Here is a 19,611-nt window from a genome sequence, read left to right as displayed (position 1 = left end):
GCCGTTCACGAAACGAGGGCGGCGACTGACGCAACGGCGATTGAGACACGAGGCGGAGGGCTCCAGGGATGACGTGTCGACGGACCACACAGCGCCGTCGCGATGGGAGATGAAGATGGCCGACCAAAACATGTCAATGCGCCGCGCCGTGATGGGCGGACGTTTCCGGGTTCTGGGCCTGGGCGTGATCACCATGGCGATCCTGGCCGCCAATCCCGGCGTGCTGGCCGCGCCGCTGCGGTTTCTGGCGCAGGCCGGCTATCAGCCGCACTGGCCCAACCTGGGCCTGCTGGCCGCCGCGCCTCTGGTCATCCAGCTGCATGTGGCCGGGGCGGTGGTCGCCTTCGTGATCGGCTCGGTGCTTTTGGCGGGGGTCAAGGGCACGGGCCTGCACAAGCGCCTGGGCTGGACCTGGGTGCTGGCCATGGCGCTGACGGCGGTCAGCTCGCTGTTCATCAAGGTCATCCATCCGGGTCATTTCAGCTTCATCCATCTGATCAGCGGCTGGACCCTGATCGCCCTGCCGATGGGGATCTTCGCCATCCGGCGGCGCAATGTTCGCCAGCATCGCCGGACCATGACCGGCATGTTCGTGGGCGGTCTGGTGATCGCCGGCCTGTTCACCTTCCTGCCCGGCCGGCTGATGTGGCAGGTGTTTTTCGGGTGAGGGGCAAGTGTCATCGGCCTCACGCGGAAACCCGCTGAAGGGATGGGAAGGGCTGCGGAGCGTCCGGGCCTCGCCCGGAGGATTGGGTAGTGAATACCGTTTCGACGAAGACAGACGCTCCGCGTAGCCGTTATTCGGGAGCATCGCCGGGTTGGCGGGGTTTTAACCCGCTCCGGTAGCTAGGCCCCCGACGGGCAGGGTGTTGGCGCACCCTGGACCGCATGAGCGATTTCAGCCCATGCCTGTTGCGCGTCATCGGGCGTCGGCGAAGGGTGCTCCCGGCGGTCTGGGCCTGGCCTCGACGCGGGACGGTCCTCGAGGGGTGTCCACGCTCAGCCAGACCCCGCCGGGCCTTCGACGACGGCCGACGGGCGCGACCCGCTCGACCACCCCTGCCAGTCGCAACGGTCGCCGTACGTGCGCCCTTCCCGTGCTGTCAGGTGAGATTGAGTATGCAGGCGGTTTGAACGCCGAGGATAAGTTCGCGCGAGAAAGTTGTAAGGTGTTGAAATCGCGGAGCTGTGCCTCGCCATTGCCGGGGATAGAGGGGCGTTTATCCCCGTGCTCGGCTCAACAAGGCCCGTCATCCCGCGCTTTATGCGCGGGACCCAGGGTTCAGCTATCCCGTCAGCGTGTCGCCCCGCGCCGCCCTTGCGGCGGACAGATGGGTCCCGCGCATAAAGCGCGGGATGACGGCGGTATTGCACCGGGCGCAACGCCCCGCCTCCGCGCCGGAGGGAGCCATCCCGAAATCTCACGGCGAGACGATCGCCGGTCTCGACAGGTTGCAGCCTCCAAGAGATGTAAGGCTTGGCGCGACGCGAGGGCGTCGGCTTTCGGGCGAGAAGCCAAGGCGTGCTTTCGACCAAGTCGGACGCGCGCGATGATCCCTCTCCCAGAGGGAGAGGGAGGGGCCCGCCGCGAAGCGGTGGGAGGGTGAGGGGTTACGAGGTTTGACGGCGTGCCGGCACTCCGTCTGACTCCGTAACCCCTCACCCCAACCCTCTCCCTATGGGAGAGGGAGTCCGATCCACCCCCTCTCGGCCGTTCGAAAGGTCGGCTTTCCGGCGCCGCTATCGTCTCACCCCCGCCTCATCCGCCTTGCCACGCCCGCCCGGATCGTTCATCCGAAGGCAGCGCAAACACGGCAGGCGAGAGAGTCAGATGACCGCAGCCAAGCCCCAGGCCCGCCCTCTGGCTCGAAGCGGCGGGCGGGGTCGACCGTCCAAGGCCAAGGGTCTGGACCTGAAGGAAACCATCCTCGACGCCGCCGAGGGCCTGTTCGCGCGCCACGGCTTCTATGGCGTCACCACCCGCCAGGTGGCGACCGAGGCCGGGGTCGATACGGCGCTGATCCACTATTATTTCGGGGCCAAGCGCGAGCTGTTCGACGCCGTGTTCCTGCGCCGGGCCGAGATCCTCAACCAGGTGCGCGAAGCCTCGATGGACCTGTATGTCCAGACCCATGCCGGGGCGATGACCGTCGAGGGCGTGATCGAGGCCTTCATCGATCCGCTGTTGCGGATTTCCCAGGACGGCGGGCTGGGCTGGAAGAGCTATTTCGTGCTGGTCGCCCAGGTCAACAACACCCCGGCCTGGGGCGGCGAGACGATGACCCGGTTCTTCGATCCGGTCGTCCACCGGCTGGTCGAGACCCTCAAGTCGGTTCGGCCGGAGGCGGAATATCGCGACCTCTACTGGTGCTACCAGTTCCTGACCGGCTCGATGATGCTGGCCCTGTCGGAGACCGGCCGCATCGACTCGCTGTCGGAGGGCGAGTGCCATTCCAGCGATCTGGAGGCGGTGCGGGCCCGGCTGTTCGCCTATTGCGCGGCGGGCTTCGAGGCGGTGATCGCGCGGGCCGGCAAGGCCTAAGGGCTCTCTGGCGCAGGACTGTGCAGAGGCGTTCGGAACCCAACCCGATCCTTTAAGGTCCGCCTTCCTGGGCCTTGTGCCCAGGACCCAGGGTTGGGAAGCTGCTGAGCCAAGTTTGCGTTCTGGGCTGTTCAGCTTCAACGAGTCTCAGGAATTCAGAGCCTGCCGTCCGCATGGGTCCTGGGCACAAGGCCCAGGAAGGCGATTCCAATTTGACGGGTTACTGCGGCGGGGGCGGGCCTGCCTCAAAGACCTGAAAGACACAGCACGGTACGATTTCATCACATGATGAAAAAAGGCTGGCGCGTTTCTTTGACCTGAGTGACAGTGACCCTATTCGCGGTTCGATGAATTCGCGAACCCCGAGCACGTGTCCGCCACAAGGACCCGGTTCGGACAGGGCGGAACGCAAAGGGAGGGGAAACCCCATGACATCGATGTGGAAGGCTGCGCTGCTGGCTGGCGCGGCATGGAGCGCGGCCGCGACGGTCGTTTCGGCTCAGGAGCAGGCGCCGGTCGCCAATACGGGTCTGTCGGTCGACGAGGTGGTCGTCACCGCCCGCCGTCGCGAGGAAAACCTCAAGGACGTGCCCGTGGCCGTCTCGGCCTATAGCGGCGAGACCCTGGCCCGCCAGGGCGGTTCGGACATCACCGTCCTGCAGCAGACCACCCCCAACATCACGGTTCAGACCGCCCGCGGTTCGAACTCGACCCTGATCTCCTACATCCGCGGCATCGGCCAGCAGGACCCCCTGTGGGGCTATGAGCCCGGCGTCGGCCTGTATGTCGACGACGTCTATATCTACCGCCCGCAGGGCGCGGTGCTGGACGTGTTCGACGTGGAGCGCATCGAAGTGCTGCGCGGCCCGCAAGGCACGCTGTATGGCCGCAACACCATCGGCGGCGCGATCAAATATGTGACCAAGCGTCTGGGCGACGAGGCCCACGGCAAGATCCGCGGGACCTATGGCAGCTACAACCAGACCGACCTGCTGGTCTCGGGCCAGACCCCGGTCGGCGGCACGGGTCTGTCGGTGGGCGGCGCCTATGCGATCTACAAGCGCGACGGCTTCGGCAAGAACCTGACCACCGGCGCCGAGCACTATAACAAGGACGTCCAGGCCATCCGGCTCAGCGCCGAATATGCGCCTAATGACGCCCTGTTCTTCCGCCTGGCCTATGACAAGGTGCAGGACGATTCCAACGCCCGTCACGGCCACCGTGAACTGCCGGCCCTGGTCGGCGGCTACAAGGTGCTGGACGAGTACGACACCCAGGCCGGTTTCGGCGACGACAACTCGGTGGAAACCGAAGGCGTGTCGCTGACCGCTCAGTGGAACGCTTCGGAGTTCCTGACCTTCAAGTCGATCACGGCCAGCCGTAAGGGCCACACCGACACGGTCATCGACTTCGACGGCACGCCCCTGCCGACCCTGGACGTGCCGGCCACCTATGATGACCGCTCGTTCTCGCAGGAGCTGCAGGCGGTCTATTCGGACGAGAACGTCCAGGGCGTGTTTGGCCTGTACTACATGAACAGCCAGGCCTCGGGCGAGTTCGACACCATTGCCGGCAATCTGGGTCTGGCCATCGCCGACGGCGGCAAGGTCAGCACCCAGAGCTTCGCGGCCTTCTTCGACTTCAGCGCTAACCTGACCGAGCGTTTCAAGGTCTCGCTGGGCGCCCGCGCCACGCGCGATCACAAGCGCAGCAACACCTTCCGCCTGTTCTATCTGGGCGCCACGCCCACGCCCTATCAGGGCGGGACCTCGCGTCCGATCTTCGCGACCCGCACCAATTACAGCGCCCAGACCACCTTCTCGCAATTCACCCCGCGTCTTTCGGCCTCGTATGAGCTGAACGACGACCTGACGACCTATGTCTCCTATTCCAAGGGCTTCAAGTCGGGCGGCTGGGACATGCGCGGCGACGCCGTGCTCACCCCGCAGACGGTGGACGGCTATGACCCGGAAACGGTCGACGCCTATGAGACCGGCCTGAAGGGCTATCTGTTCGACCGCCGCGTCTCGTTCGCCTCGGCCGCCTTCCTGTCGAAGTACAAGAACCAGCAGGTCTCGACCCAGGTGGTGGTGCCCACCGGCATCGCCAGCTCGATCGACAACGCCGGCGCCTCCACCCTGTACGGCGTCGAGTTCGAGGCCAAGACCAAGATCAGCCAAAGCCTGTCGGCCAGTGTCGCCCTGGGCTACATCCATGCCGAGTACGACACCTTCAACCGCTTCGTCCCGGCCGGCGCGCCCAACCCGCTGAACCCGTCGACGGTGATCCCGGCCGGCGGTCAGGTGATCAACGTGGCCGATCTGTACGGCTTCCAGAACACCCCGGAATGGACGGGCAATGTCAGCCTGACCTGGACGGGCCAACTGGCCGGCGGCGACCTGTCGATCACCCCGATGATCAGCTATCGCGACAGCTACCAGCAGTTCGAACAGCCCCTGCCCCTGCTGGATCAGAAGGCTTTCACCCTGGTCGACCTGACCGCGATCTGGACGGCGCCGACCGGCCACTACAAGCTGGCCCTGACCGGCAAGAACCTGACCGACGAACGTTATCGCACCGGCGGCTATAATTTTGGCGTCGCGACCTATAATAACTCGGTCATCGGCTTCTACGGCCCACCGCGCACGGTGTCGGCCAGCCTGGAAGTCGCTTTCTGATCTAGGTGAAACTGGCGGCGGCTTTCTGCAAAAGGCCGCCGCCATTTCTTTGTCTGACGCGTAAACAGTGACGGGGGCGACCATGGGCCAGGACCAGATCGAGCAACCAGGGTCGCGCTACCGCTATGTCGTGCTGGCGATGCTGATCCTCGCCTACACCTTCAATTTCCTCGACCGGCAGATCCTCGGCATCCTGGCCGGGTCGATCAAGGCCGAGCTGCATCTGACCGACACCCAGTTGGGGCTGATGGGCGGCGTGGCCTTCGCCGCGCTCTACACCACCCTGGGCGTGCCGATCGCCTGGCTGGCCGACCGGGTCAGCCGCACCTGGATCATGACCGTGGCCCTGACCCTGTGGAGCGGCTTCACCGTGGCCTGCGGTTTCGCCGGCGGGTTCTGGAGCCTGTTCCTGTCGCGGATGGGCGTGGGCGTCGGCGAGGCCGGCGGCGTGGCCCCGGCCTATTCGCTGATCAGCGACTATTTCCCCAAGTCGCAGCGGGCGAGGGCCCTGGCGGTCTATTCGTTCGGTATCCCGCTGGGCACCGCCCTGGGCGTGCTGTTCGGCGGGCTGATCGCCGCCTACGTCAACTGGCGCTACGCCTTCATCATCGTCGGCGCCGCCGGCCTGCTGCTGGCCCCGATCTTCAAGTGGGTGGTCAAGGACCCGGCCCGCGGCGGCATGGATCGCGAACCCCAGACCCTCGCCTCAGGCGAGGCGGCCCCGCTGGTGGCGCCTAAAGCCCCCGCCTTCGGGAAGGTGCTGGCCACCATCCTGCCCAAGCCCAGCTTCTGGCTGTTGTCGTTCGGCGCGGCCTGCTCGTCGATCTGCGGCTATGGCGTGGCCTTCTGGCTGCCGACCTTCTTCCAGCGCAGCTTTGGCCTCAGCCTGACCGAGCGGGCCCTGTTCTACAGCGCCCTGTCGCTGTTCGGCGGCGTGGCGGGCATCTGGCTGGGCGGTGTGCTGGCCGACAGGTTCGGCGCCAAGAACAAGGCCGCCTACGCCCTGGCCCCGGCCATCTGTTTCCTGGTGGCCCTGCCGTGCTTCCTGCTGGCCATGAACGTGCAGTCCATGGTTCTGGCCTTCCTGCTGTTCCTGATCCCCACAGGCCTGAACCTGGCCTGGCTGGGCCCGGTGGTCGCCGCCGTCCAGCATCTGGCCCCGGCCGCGATGCGGACCACGACCTCGGCCCTGTTCCTGCTGATCAACAACCTGCTGGGCCTGGCCGTGGGCCTGTGGTTCTTCGGCTATGTCTCCGACCTGCTGGCCCCGCGCTACGGCGCGGAGTCGATGCGACACGCGCTCTATTTCGGTCTGAGCTTCTATGTCCTGAGCGCCGCCCTGCTGATCGTCGCCTCGCGCCGGCTGAAGACCGACTGGGTCGACTAGGCGCCCGCGCGGGTTTGAGGTAACGCCGATATCTGCCAAGCTCGACCGCGACATCGTCGTAGGGGACTCGCCATGAAATTCGCCGCCATAGGTCTTTCGCTCGCCTTGGGCTTGGCCCTGGCCCTTCCGGTCCAGGCCGCGGCGCCGATCACCGAGCGCACCGAGAAGGTCAAGCTGAAGGGCAAGAAGGGCGAGAGCCTGTTCAAGCCCGGCTTCGTGCTCGGCGAGTATCAGGGTTGGTCGACCGTCAAGGCGTCCAGCAGCTCGGTCACGGGGATCTTCGAGGGCAACAAGGCCAGCGCTGAGATCCATATCACCGCGCCCGGCCTGGGGCCGCTGACCATCCTGTGCGGCGGCGGCCAGAGCCGCCTGGGCCTGGGCTGGATCACCTTCGATCGCGACAAGCTGTCCTATGTCTGCACGGTGGACGGCCCGGGGGCGGGCGGCGATGCGGCCTTCGCCCTCGCCCAGTCCAAGGGTACGCTGCTGGCGCGGCTGCAGCAGCCCCAGCGCGCCGGCGAACTGCGGTTCGGCGGCCGCACCTACCGTGTCGAGACCAAGCAGGTCGGCGGCATGCCCATCGGCGGCGGAACGCCGCTCGGCTACCTGATCAGCCGCGATGGCGAGGACGTCGGTGGGGTGGAGCTGGTCGGTCTTGGTCCCACGGCCTATCTGCCGGCGGCGCCCTCGGCGGACCGCAACGGCGCCGCCGTGGCCGCCCTGATCCTCATCTTCTTCAAGGATCAAGGGAAACTGTCCCGATAGCCGGCGCCCCATTGGATATGTGACCGGTAACAATTCCCTGGGTTCAGGGATTGCCGTGCCCGGGGCGCCGCGCAGACGGGCGGCTCTGTCCTTTCGGACAAAAGAACGACGCAAGGCGTCACCTTATCGGCCAAGCGCTGTTGCGCCTGAGAAATCACGCTCCTATAACCCGGCCACATTTCAGAAAAGCCGTCGTCGAGACTGGGCACTCATGAACATCCACGAACACCAAGCCAAAGCCGTACTCGCCGAGTTCGGCGCACCTGTTCCGCGCGGCTTTGCCGCCTTCACCCCCGAAGAAGCCTTCGCCGCCGCTGAAAAGCTGGGCACGCCGGTCTTCGTGGTGAAAAGCCAGATCCACGCCGGTGGCCGTGGCAAGGGCAAGTTCGAGGGCCTCGGCCCCGACGCCAAGGGCGGCGTCCGCGTCGTCAAGTCGGCCGAAGAGGTCAAGACCAACGCCGCCGAAATGCTCGGCCGCGTGCTGGTGACCCACCAGACCGGCCCCAAGGGCAAGCAGGTCAACCGCCTCTACATCGAAGAAGGCGCGGCGATCGCCAAGGAATTCTACCTGTCGCTGCTGGTCGACCGCGAAACCTCGATGGTTTCGGTGGTCGCCTCCACCGAAGGCGGCATGGACATCGAAGACGTGGCCCACGCCACGCCGGAAAAGATCCACTCGTTCTCGATCGACCCCGCCACCGGCGTGTGGCCGACCCACCAGCGCGCGCTGGCCAAGGCCCTTGGCCTGACCGGCGGCCTGGCCAAGGAAGCCGCCGTGCTGCTGACGCAGCTCTATACGGCGTTCCTGGCCAAGGACATGGCCATGCTGGAGATCAACCCGCTGATCGTGACGGCGGATGATCACCTGAAGGTTCTGGACGCCAAGCTGTCGTTCGACGGCAACAGCCTGTTCCGTCACCCGGACATCAAGGCCCTGCGCGACGAGAGCGAAGAAGACCCCAAGGAAATCGAAGCCTCCAAGTATGACCTGGCCTATATCGCCCTCGACGGCGAGATCGGCTGCATGGTCAACGGCGCCGGCCTGGCCATGGCCACCATGGACATCATCAAGCTGTACGGCGCCGAGCCGGCCAACTTCCTGGATGTCGGCGGCGGCGCCAACAAGGAGAAGGTCACCGCGGCCTTCAAGATCATCACCGCTGACCCCGCCGTGAAGGGCATCCTGGTCAACATCTTCGGCGGCATCATGCGCTGCGACATCATCGCGGAAGGCGTCATCGCCGCCGTGAAGGAAGTCGGCCTGCAGGTTCCGCTGGTGGTGCGCCTGGAAGGCACCAACGTCGAACTCGGCAAGAAAATCATCTCGGAAAGCGGCCTGAACGTCATCGCCGCCAACGACCTGTCGGACGGCGCCGAAAAGATCGTCGCCGCTGTGAAGGGCGCCCGCTAAATGTCGATCCTCATCGGTTCACAAACCAAGGTCATCTGCCAGGGCATCACCGGCGCCCAGGGCACCTTCCACTCCGAACAGGCCATCGCCTACGGCACCAAGATGGTCGGCGGCGTCACCCCCGGTAAGGGCGGTCAAACCCATATCGGCCTGCCGGTGTTCGACACCGTCGGCGAAGCCAAGGAAGCCACCGGCGCCGACGCCTCGGTGATCTACGTGCCGCCCCCCTTCGCGGCCGACTCGATCCTGGAGGCCATCGACGCCCAGATCGGCCTGATCATCTGCATCACCGAAGGCATTCCGGTGCTGGACATGGTCAAGGTCAAGAAGGCGCTGCAAGGCTCCAAGTCGCGCCTGATCGGCCCCAACTGCCCGGGCGTCCTGACGCCCAACCAGTGCAAGATCGGCATCATGCCGGGCGGCATCTTCTCGGAAGGCTCGGTCGGCGTCGTGTCGCGTTCGGGCACCCTGACCTATGAAGCCGTGTTCCAGACCACCAATGCCGGGCTGGGTCAGACCACGGCCGTCGGCATCGGCGGCGACCCGGTCAAGGGCACCGAGTTCATCGACATCCTCGAACTCTTCCTGGCCGACGAAGCCACCAAGTCGATCGTCATGATCGGCGAAATCGGCGGCTCGGCCGAAGAAGAAGCCGCCCAGTTCCTGGCCGACGAAGCCAAGCGCGGCCGCAAGAAGCCCATGGTCGGCTTCATCGCCGGTCGCACGGCCCCTCCCGGCCGTCACATGGGCCACGCCGGCGCGATCATTTCGGGCGGCAAGGGCGGCGCGGAAGACAAGATCGCGGCGATGGAAGCCGCGGGCATCCGCGTCTCGCCGTCGCCGGCCAAGCTGGGCGAAACCCTGCTTGAGGTCCTCAAGGGCTGATATCTACCGGACTCCCGCCCTCGCGGGGCTCAGGTTTTTTTGCGGCCGCCAGTCGACGATCCGAAAAAAATCACCTGGGCCCCGCGGATCGCGCGGGCGCCCGCTGATTGAGACACTATATTTACGGGCCTGGGTTATCGGTCCTGTAATGGATCGACAGTGTGACGGCCGAAAGCGGACCCTGGTCCACGCGACTGCCACGCTCTGATGGTTAGAGGCGAGCCTGTGTTTCCTTTTCGGAGAAAAGGACAGGCTCTAAGGCGAGCACGATGGCGGACGACGCAGGCATCATCAATCAGGTCTTGGCCGAGACCTCATTTCTCTACGGCGCCAATGCGGCGTTTGTGGAAGACCTGTACGCCCAGTGGGCGTCCGACCCCGGGTCGGTCGAGCCCTCGTGGAACGCCTTCTTCTCCACCCTGAAGGAACAGGCCGACCAGGTTCAGCGGGCCGCCAAGGATCCGGCCTGGACCCCGCGCGCCGTTCCGACCGCCCGTCCCGACTGGCTTTCGGCCCTCGACGGCCAGTGGCCCACCGTGGCCCCGGCCGTTGAAGCCAAGATGGCCAAGGCCATCCAGGGCAAGGCGCCGGACTCCTCGTCCGAAGCGGTTCGCGCCGCCACCCTGGACAGCCTGCGCGCCATCATGATGATCCGGGCCTACCGGATGCGCGGTCACCTGGCCGCCAATCTCGACCCGCTGGGTCTCGAGCCCCCGCCTTCGGCGCCCGAGCTCGATCCGGCCACCTACGGCTTTTCGGAAGCCGACTATGATCGCTCGATCTTCCTGGACTTCGTGCTGGGCATGGAGACCTCGACGATCCGCGAGATCCTGTCGATCCTGCGCCGCACCTATGCCGGCAATGTCGGCGTGCAGTACATGCACATCTCCGAGCCGCACGAAAAGGCCTGGCTGCAGGAGCGCATCGAGGGCCGCGACAAGGAAATCGTGTTCTCGAAAGAGGGCAAGGTCGCCATCCTCAAGAAGCTGATCGAGACCGAGGGTTTCGAACGCTTCCTGCACAAGCGCTTCCCCGGCACCAAGCGGTTCGGCATCGACGGCGGCGAGGCCATGGTCCCGGCCATGGAGCAGATCATCAAGCGCGGCGGCGCCCTGGGCGTGAAGGACATCGTCCTGGGCATGCCGCACCGCGGCCGCCTCAACGTTCTGGCCGCCGTGATGGGCAAGCCCTATCACGTGATCTTCCACGAATTCCAGGGCGGCTCCAGCCTGCCCTCGGACGTCGAGGGTTCGGGCGACGTCAAGTATCACATGGGCGCCTCGTCGGACCGTGAGTTCGACGACAACAAGGTCCACCTGTCGCTGACGGCCAACCCGTCGCACCTGGAAATCGTCAATCCCGTCGTGATCGGCAAGGCCCGCGCCAAGCAGGCCTTCACCCTGCGCGAACAGCCCGACGCCGGCCGCAGCCACGTGCTGCCGCTGCTGCTGCACGGCGACGCCGCCTTTGCCGGCCAGGGCGTGGTGGCCGAGTGCTTCACCCTGTCGGGCCTGAAGGGCTATCGCACGGGCGGCACCATCCACTTCATCGTCAACAACCAGATCGGCTTCACCACCAGCCCGCGCTATTCGCGCAGCTCGCCCTATCCTTCGGATGTGGCGCTGATGGTCGAGGCCCCGATCTTCCACGTCAACGGCGACGATCCCGAAGCCGTGGTCTTCGCGGCCAAGGTCGCCACCGAATATCGCCAGATGTTCGGCAAGGACGTCGTGGTCGACATGTTCTGCTACCGCCGGTTCGGTCACAACGAAGGTGACGACCCGACGATGACCTCGCCCTTGATGTACGCCAAGATCAAGGGTCATTCCTCGACCCGCGAGCTCTATGCGAGCCGCCTGATCGCCGAGGGCGTGATCACCCAGGGTGACGTCGACGGCTGGGTGACCGAGTTCGAGACCTTCCTCGACAAGGAATTCGACGCCGGCAAGACCTACAAGGCCAACAAGGCCGACTGGCTGGACGGCAAGTGGGCCGGCCTGGCCAGCCCCGCCGACGAAGAGCGTCGCGGCTCGACCGCCTTCCCCGCCACCCGCCTGCTGGAAATCGGTCGCCAGATCACGACCATCCCCGAGCGGATCGACGCCCACAAGACCGTCAAGCGCGTGATCGAGAACCGCCGCGAAGCGATCGAGAAGGGCGAGGGCCTGGACTGGGGCACCGCCGAACACCTGGCCTTCGCCACCCTGCTCGACGAAGGTTTCCCGGTGCGCCTGTCGGGCCAGGACAGCGTGCGCGGCACCTTCACCCAGCGCCATTCGGACGTCATCGACCAGACGACCGAAGAGCACTACACGCCGCTCAACAACATCGGTCCCAGCCAGGCCCACTACGAAGTCATCGACTCGGCCCTGTCCGAAGAGGCGGTGCTGGGCTTCGAATACGGCTTCTCGCTGGCCGATCCCAACACCCTGACCCTGTGGGAAGGCCAGTTCGGCGACTTCGTGAACGGCGCCCAGGTGGTCATCGACCAGTTCATCAGCTCGGGCGAGCGCAAGTGGCTGCGGATGAGCGGTCTCGTCATGCTGCTGCCGCACGGCTACGAAGGCCAGGGCCCCGAGCACAGCTCGGCCCGTCTGGAGCGCTTCCTGCAGTCGTGCGCCGAAGACAACATGCAGGTGGTCAACTGCACCACCCCGGCCAACTATTTCCACGTCCTGCGCCGCCAGATGCACCGCGAGTTCCGCAAGCCTCTGATCGTCATGACCCCCAAGAGCCTGCTGCGCCACAAGCGCGCCGTCTCCAACATGGCCGACCTGTCCGAGGGCTCCAGCTTCCACCGCGTGATGATCGACGGCGCGGAAGCCGGTTGCGACGTCGGTGGCGTCACCCTGAAGCCCGACGCCGAGATCAAGCGCGTCGTGATCTGCTCGGGCAAGGTCTATTTTGACCTCGTCGACGTCCGCGCCAAGAGCGGCCGCAACGATGTCTATCTGCTGCGTCTGGAGCAGTTCTATCCGTGGCCGCTGAAGTCGCTGATGGGCGTGCTGACCCGCTTCAAGAACGCCGAAGTGGTCTGGGTTCAGGAAGAACCTCGGAACATGGGCGGCTGGACGTTCGTTGATCCCTGGTTGGAGCTGACGCTGGACAAGCTGGACATCAAGGCCAAGCGTGCGCGCTATATTGGTCGTCCGGCCAGCGCCTCGACGGCGGCGGGTCTGATGAGCCGCCACCTGCGAGAGTTGCAAGCCTTCCTCGACGAGACCTTCGCCTAATCCCTACTTGATCGGACCCGGGTCCGACACGACACCGACCGGCAAAAACGAGAGACATCGGAACCCCCATGGCCGACATCATGACCCCCGCCCTCGGCGAATCCGTCACCGAAGCGACGGTGGCGCGCTGGACCAAGAAGGTTGGCGAGGCGGTGAAGAAGGACGAGATCCTCATCGAGCTCGAGACCGACAAGGTCAGCCTCGAAGTGGCCTCGCCCGCTGACGGCGTGCTGACCGCGATCGGCGCCGAAGAGGGCGCGACCGTGGTTCCTGGCACCGTCCTGGGCGTGGTGACCGCCGGCGCCGGCGCCTCGGCCGCCCCGGCAGCGGCGGCGCCCGCCGCCGCCCCCAAGGCCGCTCCGGCGCCCGCCGCCGCGCCCGCTCCGGCCGCCGCTGCGGCGCCGGCGCCCGCCACCGCCGCGCCGGTCAGCCCGGCCCCGGCCCGCGTCGCCGCCGAGAACAATCTCGACCTGTCGACCGTCGCCGGCACCGGCAAGGACGGCCGGGTGACCAAGGGCGACGCCCTGGCCGCCCTCGAAGCCCGCGCCAACGCCCCGGCTCCGGCCGCCGCGCCTTCGGCCCCGCGTCCGATCCATGAGCGCGAAGAGCGCGTGAAGATGACGCGCCTGCGTCAGACGATCGCCCGTCGCCTGAAGGAAGCCCAGAACAGCGCCGCCATGCTGACGACCTTCAACGAGGTCGACATGAGCGCGGTGATGGCCCTGCGCGGCCAGTACAAGGACATCTTCGAGAAGAAGCACGGCGTGAAGCTGGGCTTCATGTCGTTCTTCACCAAGGCGGTCGTGGCCGCCCTGAAGGCCGTGCCGGACGTCAATGCCGAGATCGACGGTACGGACATCGTCTACAAGAACCACTATGACATCGGCGTCGCCGTCGGCACCGAAAAGGGCCTGGTGGTCCCGGTCGTTCGTGACGCCGACACCCTGGGCCTGGCCGAGATCGAAAAGGCCATCGGCGCCCTGGGCAAGAAGGCCCGCGACGGTCAGCTGTCGATCGACGACATGCAGGGCGGCACCTTCACGATCACCAACGGCGGCATCTATGGCTCGCTGATGTCGACCCCGATCCTCAACGCGCCGCAGTCGGGGATCCTCGGCATGCACGCGATCAAGGAACGCGCCATGGTCATCAACGGCAAGATCGAGATCCGGCCGATGATGTACCTGGCCCTCAGCTACGACCACCGCGTGGTCGACGGCCAGGGCGCCGTGACCTTCCTCGTGAAGGTCAAGGAAGCCCTGGAAGATCCGCAGCGCATGCTGCTGGAACTGTAGTCTCGACGCACCGTCGAACGTTGAAGGGGCCGCGAAAGCGGCCCCTTTTTCGTTGTGGCGACGGGTGTATGCTCGACCGACAGCCACGGATCATCACCATGACCGACCCGGTTCCCGAGCCCGTCTACGCCAAGCTGTTCATTCACGGCAGAAGTCAGGCCCTGTGCCTTCCAGAAGGCTGCCGCTTCGAAGGGCTGGAGGTCGCCATTCGCCGCGAGGGCGACGCGGTCATCCTTGAGCCGATAACCACGGCGTCGCCTGCGATTGGTGAGTGAGATATGTCCGCTTTCGAGCCAGGGCGGACGCTGAGAAAGTCCACGCCGGGCCCGTTTTTCATCCGCTCTCCCCGGCGAAGGCCGGGGCCCAGATTCAGCCTGAGCCTCTGGGGATGATGCGCCTTCCCGCCTAGCCAAGCGTAGTGAGCTCTCGGGGTTCGATCTGGGCCCCGGCCTTCGCCGGGGAGAGCGGGGGAAAGAGCTCGGCCCTGAAACCACCCACCGACGACCCTCGAAGTGGCGGATCCCAGCTACCCATCACGATCTCCGTCATCCCGCAAACAGTCGCGCGATGACCAGTCCTTCGAAGCCGCTGCGAGACGCTATTGGTCCTTGCGCGGCCCCGGCCACACCGTCCGGAACGCTTCCAGCGCGGCCGGGTGATAGATCGTGCTGTGATGCTCCTGGGGCATCGGGTCATAGGTCCAGGTCAGCCCGCTCGGCTGTGCGACCTTCAGCGCCGTCACCAGCCTGTCGACGCCTGCCTGCATGGTGGAGCCCTCGTCGCCGATGGTCAGGTAGAGCTTGCGTTCTCCCGCCGGCCATCGCGCCAGGGCGGCGGCCGCGCCGCGCGCCAGGCTCTGATCGTCCCACCACAGGCTGGGGCTGGCGGCGATATAGGCGTCAAACAGCGCCGGCTGCCTGAGGAAGGTCTCCACCACGAACAGCCCGGCCAGGGATTCGCCGATCAGGGCGCTTTCGCCGCTGGTGCGATAGCGGGCCGCGATCCAGGGCTTGAGCTCCTCGCCCAGGAACCGGCGATAGGCCGCCGAGCCGCCGCTGGTCGGGAAGTCAGTGCGCTCCTTGGCCACCGAGGTGGGGTGGGTCAGGTCATGCTTGCGGTCCTTGCCCTCGATCCCGACCACGATCATCTCGCGCCAGGTCCAGGACAGCTCGCCCAGCTGGGCCAGGCCCACGATGTGCGGGAAGTCTTCCTGCTCGCCGCCATCCAGAAGGTAGAGCACGGGGTAGAGGCGGTCCGGATGGGCGGCGTAGCTGGCCGGGAGATGCACATTGATCCGCCGGGTGTCGTTCAGGATCGCCGAGTCCAGCGTGAGGGACTGGCCGATGATGATGGGGCGGCTCTGGTCTGACGGGCCGGTCTGGGCGAACGCAGGCGCGGCGGTGAGCAGGGTCAGGGCGAGGGCGGCGAATCTGAACATGACGGGCTCCGGAGCCGAGCGCCGAACGCTAGGGTGCGTCGCGCGCGGACGGAAGGGGGCCTGGGCGCCGGATTTCCTGGATGTTCAAGGCCCGGAGCGTCGAAAGCGGGTTTCGTTTTAACCTTTCGCGCTCTAAGGAACGGACGCCTCAATTGGTCTGACAAAGCGGCCGGCGAGGCCCCATATTAGTCCGGCGCCGCTTCCGGCGCGTCCTGAAGGCGAAGATCCATGGCTCAGTACGACGTCGTCATCATCGGGGGTGGTCCCGGCGGCTATAATGGCGCGATCCGCGCCGGGCAGCTGGGCCTCAAGGTCGCCATCATCGAAGGTCGCGGCAAGCTGGGCGGCACCTGCCTGAACGTCGGCTGCATGCCGTCCAAGGCCCTGCTGCACGCCTCGGAACTGTACGCCGCCGCGACCGGCGCTGAGTTCGCCACCCTGGGCATCGAGGTCAAGCCGAAGCTGAACCTGCCCCAGATGATGAAGCAGAAGGCCGACAGCGTCGAAGCCCTGACCAAGGGCGTCGAGTTCCTGATGAAGAAGAACAAGGTCGACTACATCAAGGGCTGGGGCCGCATCGCCGGCGCCGGGAAGGTCATCGTCAAGGCCGAGGACGGTTCGGAAACCACCCTCGAGACCAAGAACATCGTCATCGCCACGGGCTCGGAGCCCACCCCGCTGCCGGGCGTCACCGTCGACAACAAGCGCATCGTCGACTCCACCGGCGCCCTGTCACTGCCGGAAGTGCCCAAGAGCCTGGTCGTCATCGGCGCCGGTGTCATCGGCCTGGAGCTGGGCTCGGTCTGGCGTCGTCTGGGCGCCGAAGTCACCGTGGTCGAATATCTGGACCGCATCGTCCCGGGCATGGACGAGGAGACCGCCAAGGTGTTCCAGCGCAGCCTGACCAAGCAGGGCTTCAAGTTCCAGCTGGGGGCCAAGGTCACCGGCGCCAAGGCCTCGGCCAAGAGCGTGGACCTGACCTTCGAACCGGTCGCCGGCGGCGAAGCCCAGACGATCTCGGCCGACTATGTGCTGGTGGCCATCGGCCGTCGTCCGTTCACGGAAGGCCTGGGCCTCGACACGGTCGGCGTCACGCCCGACAAGCGCGGCATGATCGCCAATGACCACTTCAAGACCAGCGCCCCGGGCGTGTGGGTGGTCGGCGACGTGACCTCGGGTCCGATGCTGGCCCACAAGGCCGAGGACGAGGGCGTGGCCTGCATGGAGCTGATCGCCGGCAAGGCGGGTCACGTGAACTATGACCTGATCCCGGGCGTCATCTATACCAGCCCGGAAGTGGCCACGGTGGGCAAGACCGAGGAAGAGCTGAAGGCCGCGGGCGTCGCCTACAAGGTCGGCAAGTTCCCGTTCACCGCCAACAGCCGCGCCAAGATCAATCACGAGGGCGAAGGCCAGGTGAAGGTGCTGGCCGACGCCAAGACCGACCGCATCCTGGGCGTCCACATGGTGGGCCCCAATGTCGGCGACATGATCGGCGAATACTGCGTGGCGATGGAATTCGGCGGCGCGTCGGAAGACGTGGCCCGCACCTGCCACCCGCACCCGACCCGCTCCGAAGCCCTGCGCCAGGCGGCCATGGCCGTCGAAGGCTGGACGATGCAGGCCTAGGCAGCTTTTCCGATCACTCAGACGGATGATGGCGGGGTTCCGGAGGCGGAGCCCCGCTATTCTTTTTGGGGATGTGCGCCTCGTAAATCCCACCGTCATTCCCGCCCTTGTGGCGGGAACCCCTGTTTCAGCCGACATGTGAGACGCCAGCGAAGTGCGCGCGCACCTCGCCTCTCCCGCACCTGCGGCGGCGCGAGGGGTTCCCGCCACAAGGGCGGGAATGACGGCGTGTGGTGGGATGGAGTCCATACCCCATGAAAAAAGCCCCGCCAGTCTCCCGGCGGGGCTCGAGTTTTTCAGGGAGGGGCGCCCCAGAGGGGACGGGGGCGCCTTTACGCTACGCCTACTGAAACTCAGAACTCTTCCCAGTCCTCGCCGGTCGGCTTGGCCGATCCACCGCCCGCAAAGGCGGCGACCTTGGCCTGGGCAGCGCGAACCGGATTGGCGCCGGGACGGCTGGCGGCGCTGGCGGGCGCCGGGGCGGGCCGTGAAACCTGGGTGGGCGTGGCCGCGCGGCGGGCCGGGGCGCGGGCGGCGGCCGCATTGTCGCCGCCGACCCGGAAGCGCGAGATCATCTGCATCAGATTGCCGGCCTCGCCCTTCAGCGAGTGGCTGGCGGCGGTCGACTGCTCGACCATGGCGGCGTTCTGCTGAACGGTCTGGTCCATCTGGTTGACGGCGGCGTTGACCTCGTTGAGGCCGGTCGCCTGTTCGGCGCCGCCGGCGGCGATCTCGCTGACCAGGGCGTCGATCTCGCTGACCTTGGCGACGATGGCCTGCAGGGCCTCGCCGGTCTGGCCGACCATCGACACGCCCTGACCCACTTGCTGGGTCGAGGTCGAGATCAGGGTCTTGATCTCCTTGGCGGCGTCGGCCGAGCGCTGGGCCAGGGCCCGCACTTCCTGGGCGACGACGGCGAAGCCGCGGCCCGCATCGCCGGCCCGGGCGGCTTCGACGCCGGCGTTCAGGGCCAGCAGGTTGGTCTGGAAGGCGATCTCGTCAATCACGCCGATGATCTGGCTGATCGACTGCGAGGACTTCTCGATCTGGTTCATGGCGTCGATGGCGCTGCGCACCACCACGCTGGAGCGTTCGGCGTCGCCGCGGGTCGAGCCCACCACCTTGGAGGCCTCGACGGCGCCGGCCGACGAGCGCTTCACCGTGGCGGTGATCTCGTCGAGGGCGGCGGCGGTTTCTTCCAGGCTGGCGGCCTGCTGCTCGCTGCGGCGCGACAGGTCGTCGGAGGCCGAGGCGATCTCGTCGGCGCCGGAGCCGATGCTGCTGGCGCTGGTGACGATGGTGCGCATCGCCTCTTCCAGCTGGGCGATCGAGCCGTTGAAGTCGCTCTGCAGGCGCTTGTAGGCCTCCGGGAAGTCCTGATCGAGGCGATAGGTCAGGTCGCCTTCGGCCAGACGGGTCAGGCCCGTCGCCAGGTTTTCCATCACGGCGGCCTGCTCGCGGGCGGCGGCTTCGGCGGCTTCCTGGTTGCGACGGCGCTCGGACTCGGTCTCGGCGCTCAGGCGCTGCTGATTGGCCTCGGCGGTGCGCAGGGCCAGAGCGTTGTCCTTGAACACCTGGACCGAGCGGGCCATGGCGCCGACCTCGTCCTTGCGCAGGGCGCCGATGACCTCGACCTCCACGGAACCCTGGGCGAGGGTTTCCATGGTCTTGGAAAGGTTGGTGAGCGGGGCGGAGATCTTCGAGCGACCGATCCAGATGGCGAAGGCCAGGGCGGCGCCGGCGCTGATCAGGCCGAACAGAATGCTGAAGATCGTACCGGAGGCGGCCTGCTTGTCAGCCTTCTCGACCATGACCTTGGTGGCGTCGGAATGGGAGTTGGTGAACGTGCTGACATCCTTGTTGAGGCTGGCGATGTCCGGGTCGATCACGGCCATGACCATGATCGCGGCTTCGTCGGCGTCCATCAGGGCCAGGTCGGCGCCCTGGCGGGCGCTGGAATAGATCTTCTCCAGACGGGTGCTGAAGTCAGCCAATGTCTTGGCGGCGCTGGGGTCGGCCTTCTTGACGGCGGCGAGGCGCGCTTTGCTTTCCGTGTAGGCCGCATCCAGATCGGCGCTGGCACCGGCCGCTTCGGGCGAGGATCCGGCGTTGGCGACCGTGCGATAGGCCGCATAGCCGATCGTCATGATCCGCCGATTGAAGCGCGAGGCTTCGAGCTCGGCCGGCGCGCGCTGTTCGACGAGGACCTTGGTGGCCGCTGCGGCTTGTTCGGCCTGCCAGGCGCCCAGGCCGACGATGGCCAGGGCCACCACCGTAAGGATAACGGCCGGCAAGGCCACCTTGGTCGAAATCTTCAGATCGTCGAATTTCATTACGAGCCCCATTTC

At 66.4% G+C, this 19,611-nt stretch carries 13 protein-coding genes and 1 pseudogene; 11 read left to right on the top strand and 3 right to left on the bottom strand.

Annotated features, from left to right (window positions below):
- Positions 1 to 115: 115 nt before the first annotated feature.
- Positions 116 to 667 (top strand): DUF2306 domain-containing protein, encoded by a 552-nt coding sequence (locus ACW18B_RS01190; protein WP_492049031.1) that lies wholly within the window; start codon positions 116 to 118, stop codon positions 665 to 667.
- 864 nt (positions 668 to 1,531) lie between these two features.
- On the opposite strand, the pseudogene ACW18B_RS01185 reads toward ACW18B_RS01190, so the two are convergent.
- Positions 1,532 to 1,663 (bottom strand): annotated as a pseudogene (locus ACW18B_RS01185) (hypothetical protein); the annotation flags it as partial.
- Positions 1,664 to 1,831: 168 nt separating this feature from the next.
- Between ACW18B_RS01185 and ACW18B_RS01180 the strand changes: the two are divergent.
- The 9 genes from ACW18B_RS01180 (at position 1,832) to ACW18B_RS01140 (ending at position 14,471) form a co-directional block, all read left to right on the top strand.
- Positions 1,832 to 2,542, top strand: a complete 711-nt coding sequence (locus ACW18B_RS01180) for a TetR/AcrR family transcriptional regulator (protein WP_492049030.1) — start codon at positions 1,832 to 1,834, stop codon at positions 2,540 to 2,542.
- 428 nt (positions 2,543 to 2,970) lie between these two features.
- The gene (locus tag ACW18B_RS01175) at positions 2,971 to 5,220 is read left to right on the top strand and encodes a TonB-dependent receptor (RefSeq protein ID WP_492049029.1); all 2,250 of its coding nucleotides are present in this window, start codon (positions 2,971 to 2,973) and stop codon (positions 5,218 to 5,220) included.
- A gap of 82 nt (positions 5,221 to 5,302) precedes the next feature.
- Positions 5,303 to 6,607, top strand: coding sequence for a spinster family MFS transporter (locus tag ACW18B_RS01170; protein WP_492049028.1), 1,305 nt, complete (start codon positions 5,303 to 5,305; stop codon positions 6,605 to 6,607).
- A 72-nt stretch (positions 6,608 to 6,679) separates the two neighbouring features.
- Positions 6,680 to 7,372: a hypothetical protein gene (locus ACW18B_RS01165; protein ID WP_492049027.1), complete on the top strand. Its 693-nt coding sequence runs from the start codon at positions 6,680 to 6,682 to the stop codon at positions 7,370 to 7,372.
- Positions 7,373 to 7,583: 211 nt separating this feature from the next.
- Positions 7,584 to 8,783, top strand: coding sequence for an ADP-forming succinate--CoA ligase subunit beta (gene sucC, locus ACW18B_RS01160; protein ID WP_492049026.1), 1,200 nt, complete (start codon positions 7,584 to 7,586; stop codon positions 8,781 to 8,783).
- Positions 8,784 to 9,668, top strand: coding sequence for a succinate--CoA ligase subunit alpha (gene sucD / locus ACW18B_RS01155; RefSeq protein WP_492049025.1), 885 nt, complete (start codon positions 8,784 to 8,786; stop codon positions 9,666 to 9,668).
- 269 nt (positions 9,669 to 9,937) lie between these two features.
- Positions 9,938 to 12,901: a 2-oxoglutarate dehydrogenase E1 component gene (locus tag ACW18B_RS01150; protein ID WP_492049024.1), complete on the top strand. Its 2,964-nt coding sequence runs from the start codon at positions 9,938 to 9,940 to the stop codon at positions 12,899 to 12,901.
- A 68-nt stretch (positions 12,902 to 12,969) separates the two neighbouring features.
- Complete coding sequence (odhB, locus tag ACW18B_RS01145; RefSeq protein WP_492049023.1) at positions 12,970 to 14,196, top strand: 2-oxoglutarate dehydrogenase complex dihydrolipoyllysine-residue succinyltransferase; 1,227 nt, start codon at positions 12,970 to 12,972, stop codon at positions 14,194 to 14,196.
- Between the two features lie 98 nt (positions 14,197 to 14,294).
- Positions 14,295 to 14,471 carry an antitoxin gene (locus tag ACW18B_RS01140; RefSeq protein ID WP_492049022.1) on the top strand — a complete coding sequence of 59 codons (177 nt, stop codon included), beginning with the start codon at positions 14,295 to 14,297 and terminating at the stop codon, positions 14,469 to 14,471.
- Between the two features lie 323 nt (positions 14,472 to 14,794).
- Here the strand turns inward: ACW18B_RS01140 and ACW18B_RS01135 are convergent, their stop codons facing one another.
- Positions 14,795 to 15,634: an alpha/beta hydrolase gene (locus ACW18B_RS01135; RefSeq protein WP_492049021.1), complete on the bottom strand. Its 840-nt coding sequence runs from the start codon at positions 15,632 to 15,634 to the stop codon at positions 14,795 to 14,797.
- Positions 15,635 to 15,862: 228 nt separating this feature from the next.
- Here ACW18B_RS01135 and lpdA point away from each other — a divergent pair, with 228 nt between their 5' ends.
- Complete coding sequence (gene lpdA, locus ACW18B_RS01130) at positions 15,863 to 17,263, top strand: dihydrolipoyl dehydrogenase (protein ID WP_492049020.1); 1,401 nt, start codon at positions 15,863 to 15,865, stop codon at positions 17,261 to 17,263.
- Between the two features lie 353 nt (positions 17,264 to 17,616).
- Here lpdA and ACW18B_RS01125 read toward each other — a convergent pair whose 3' ends face one another.
- Positions 17,617 to 19,596, bottom strand: coding sequence for a methyl-accepting chemotaxis protein (locus tag ACW18B_RS01125; RefSeq protein ID WP_492049019.1), 1,980 nt, complete (start codon positions 19,594 to 19,596; stop codon positions 17,617 to 17,619).
- Positions 19,597 to 19,611: the final 15 nt, after the last annotated feature.

Source organism: Caulobacter sp. FV2ps19, from assembly GCF_058681035.1.
The sequence above is the reverse complement of the archived record's forward strand: the minus strand, read 5'-3'. Positions and strand labels throughout refer to the sequence as shown.

Coding starts and splice junctions, on each gene's coding strand:
- ACW18B_RS01190 (WP_492049031.1), top strand. CDS start 116: ATGGCCGACCAAAACATGTCAATGCGCCGCGCCGTGATGGGCGGACGT.
- ACW18B_RS01180 (WP_492049030.1), top strand. CDS start 1,832: ATGACCGCAGCCAAGCCCCAGGCCCGCCCTCTGGCTCGAAGCGGCGGG.
- ACW18B_RS01175 (WP_492049029.1), top strand. CDS start 2,971: ATGACATCGATGTGGAAGGCTGCGCTGCTGGCTGGCGCGGCATGGAGC.
- ACW18B_RS01170 (WP_492049028.1), top strand. CDS start 5,303: ATGGGCCAGGACCAGATCGAGCAACCAGGGTCGCGCTACCGCTATGTC.
- ACW18B_RS01165 (WP_492049027.1), top strand. CDS start 6,680: ATGAAATTCGCCGCCATAGGTCTTTCGCTCGCCTTGGGCTTGGCCCTG.
- sucC (WP_492049026.1), top strand. CDS start 7,584: ATGAACATCCACGAACACCAAGCCAAAGCCGTACTCGCCGAGTTCGGC.
- sucD (WP_492049025.1), top strand. CDS start 8,784: ATGTCGATCCTCATCGGTTCACAAACCAAGGTCATCTGCCAGGGCATC.
- ACW18B_RS01150 (WP_492049024.1), top strand. CDS start 9,938: ATGGCGGACGACGCAGGCATCATCAATCAGGTCTTGGCCGAGACCTCA.
- odhB (WP_492049023.1), top strand. CDS start 12,970: ATGGCCGACATCATGACCCCCGCCCTCGGCGAATCCGTCACCGAAGCG.
- ACW18B_RS01140 (WP_492049022.1), top strand. CDS start 14,295: ATGACCGACCCGGTTCCCGAGCCCGTCTACGCCAAGCTGTTCATTCAC.
- ACW18B_RS01135 (WP_492049021.1), bottom strand. CDS start 15,634: ATGTTCAGATTCGCCGCCCTCGCCCTGACCCTGCTCACCGCCGCGCCT.
- lpdA (WP_492049020.1), top strand. CDS start 15,863: ATGGCTCAGTACGACGTCGTCATCATCGGGGGTGGTCCCGGCGGCTAT.
- ACW18B_RS01125 (WP_492049019.1), bottom strand. CDS start 19,596: ATGAAATTCGACGATCTGAAGATTTCGACCAAGGTGGCCTTGCCGGCC.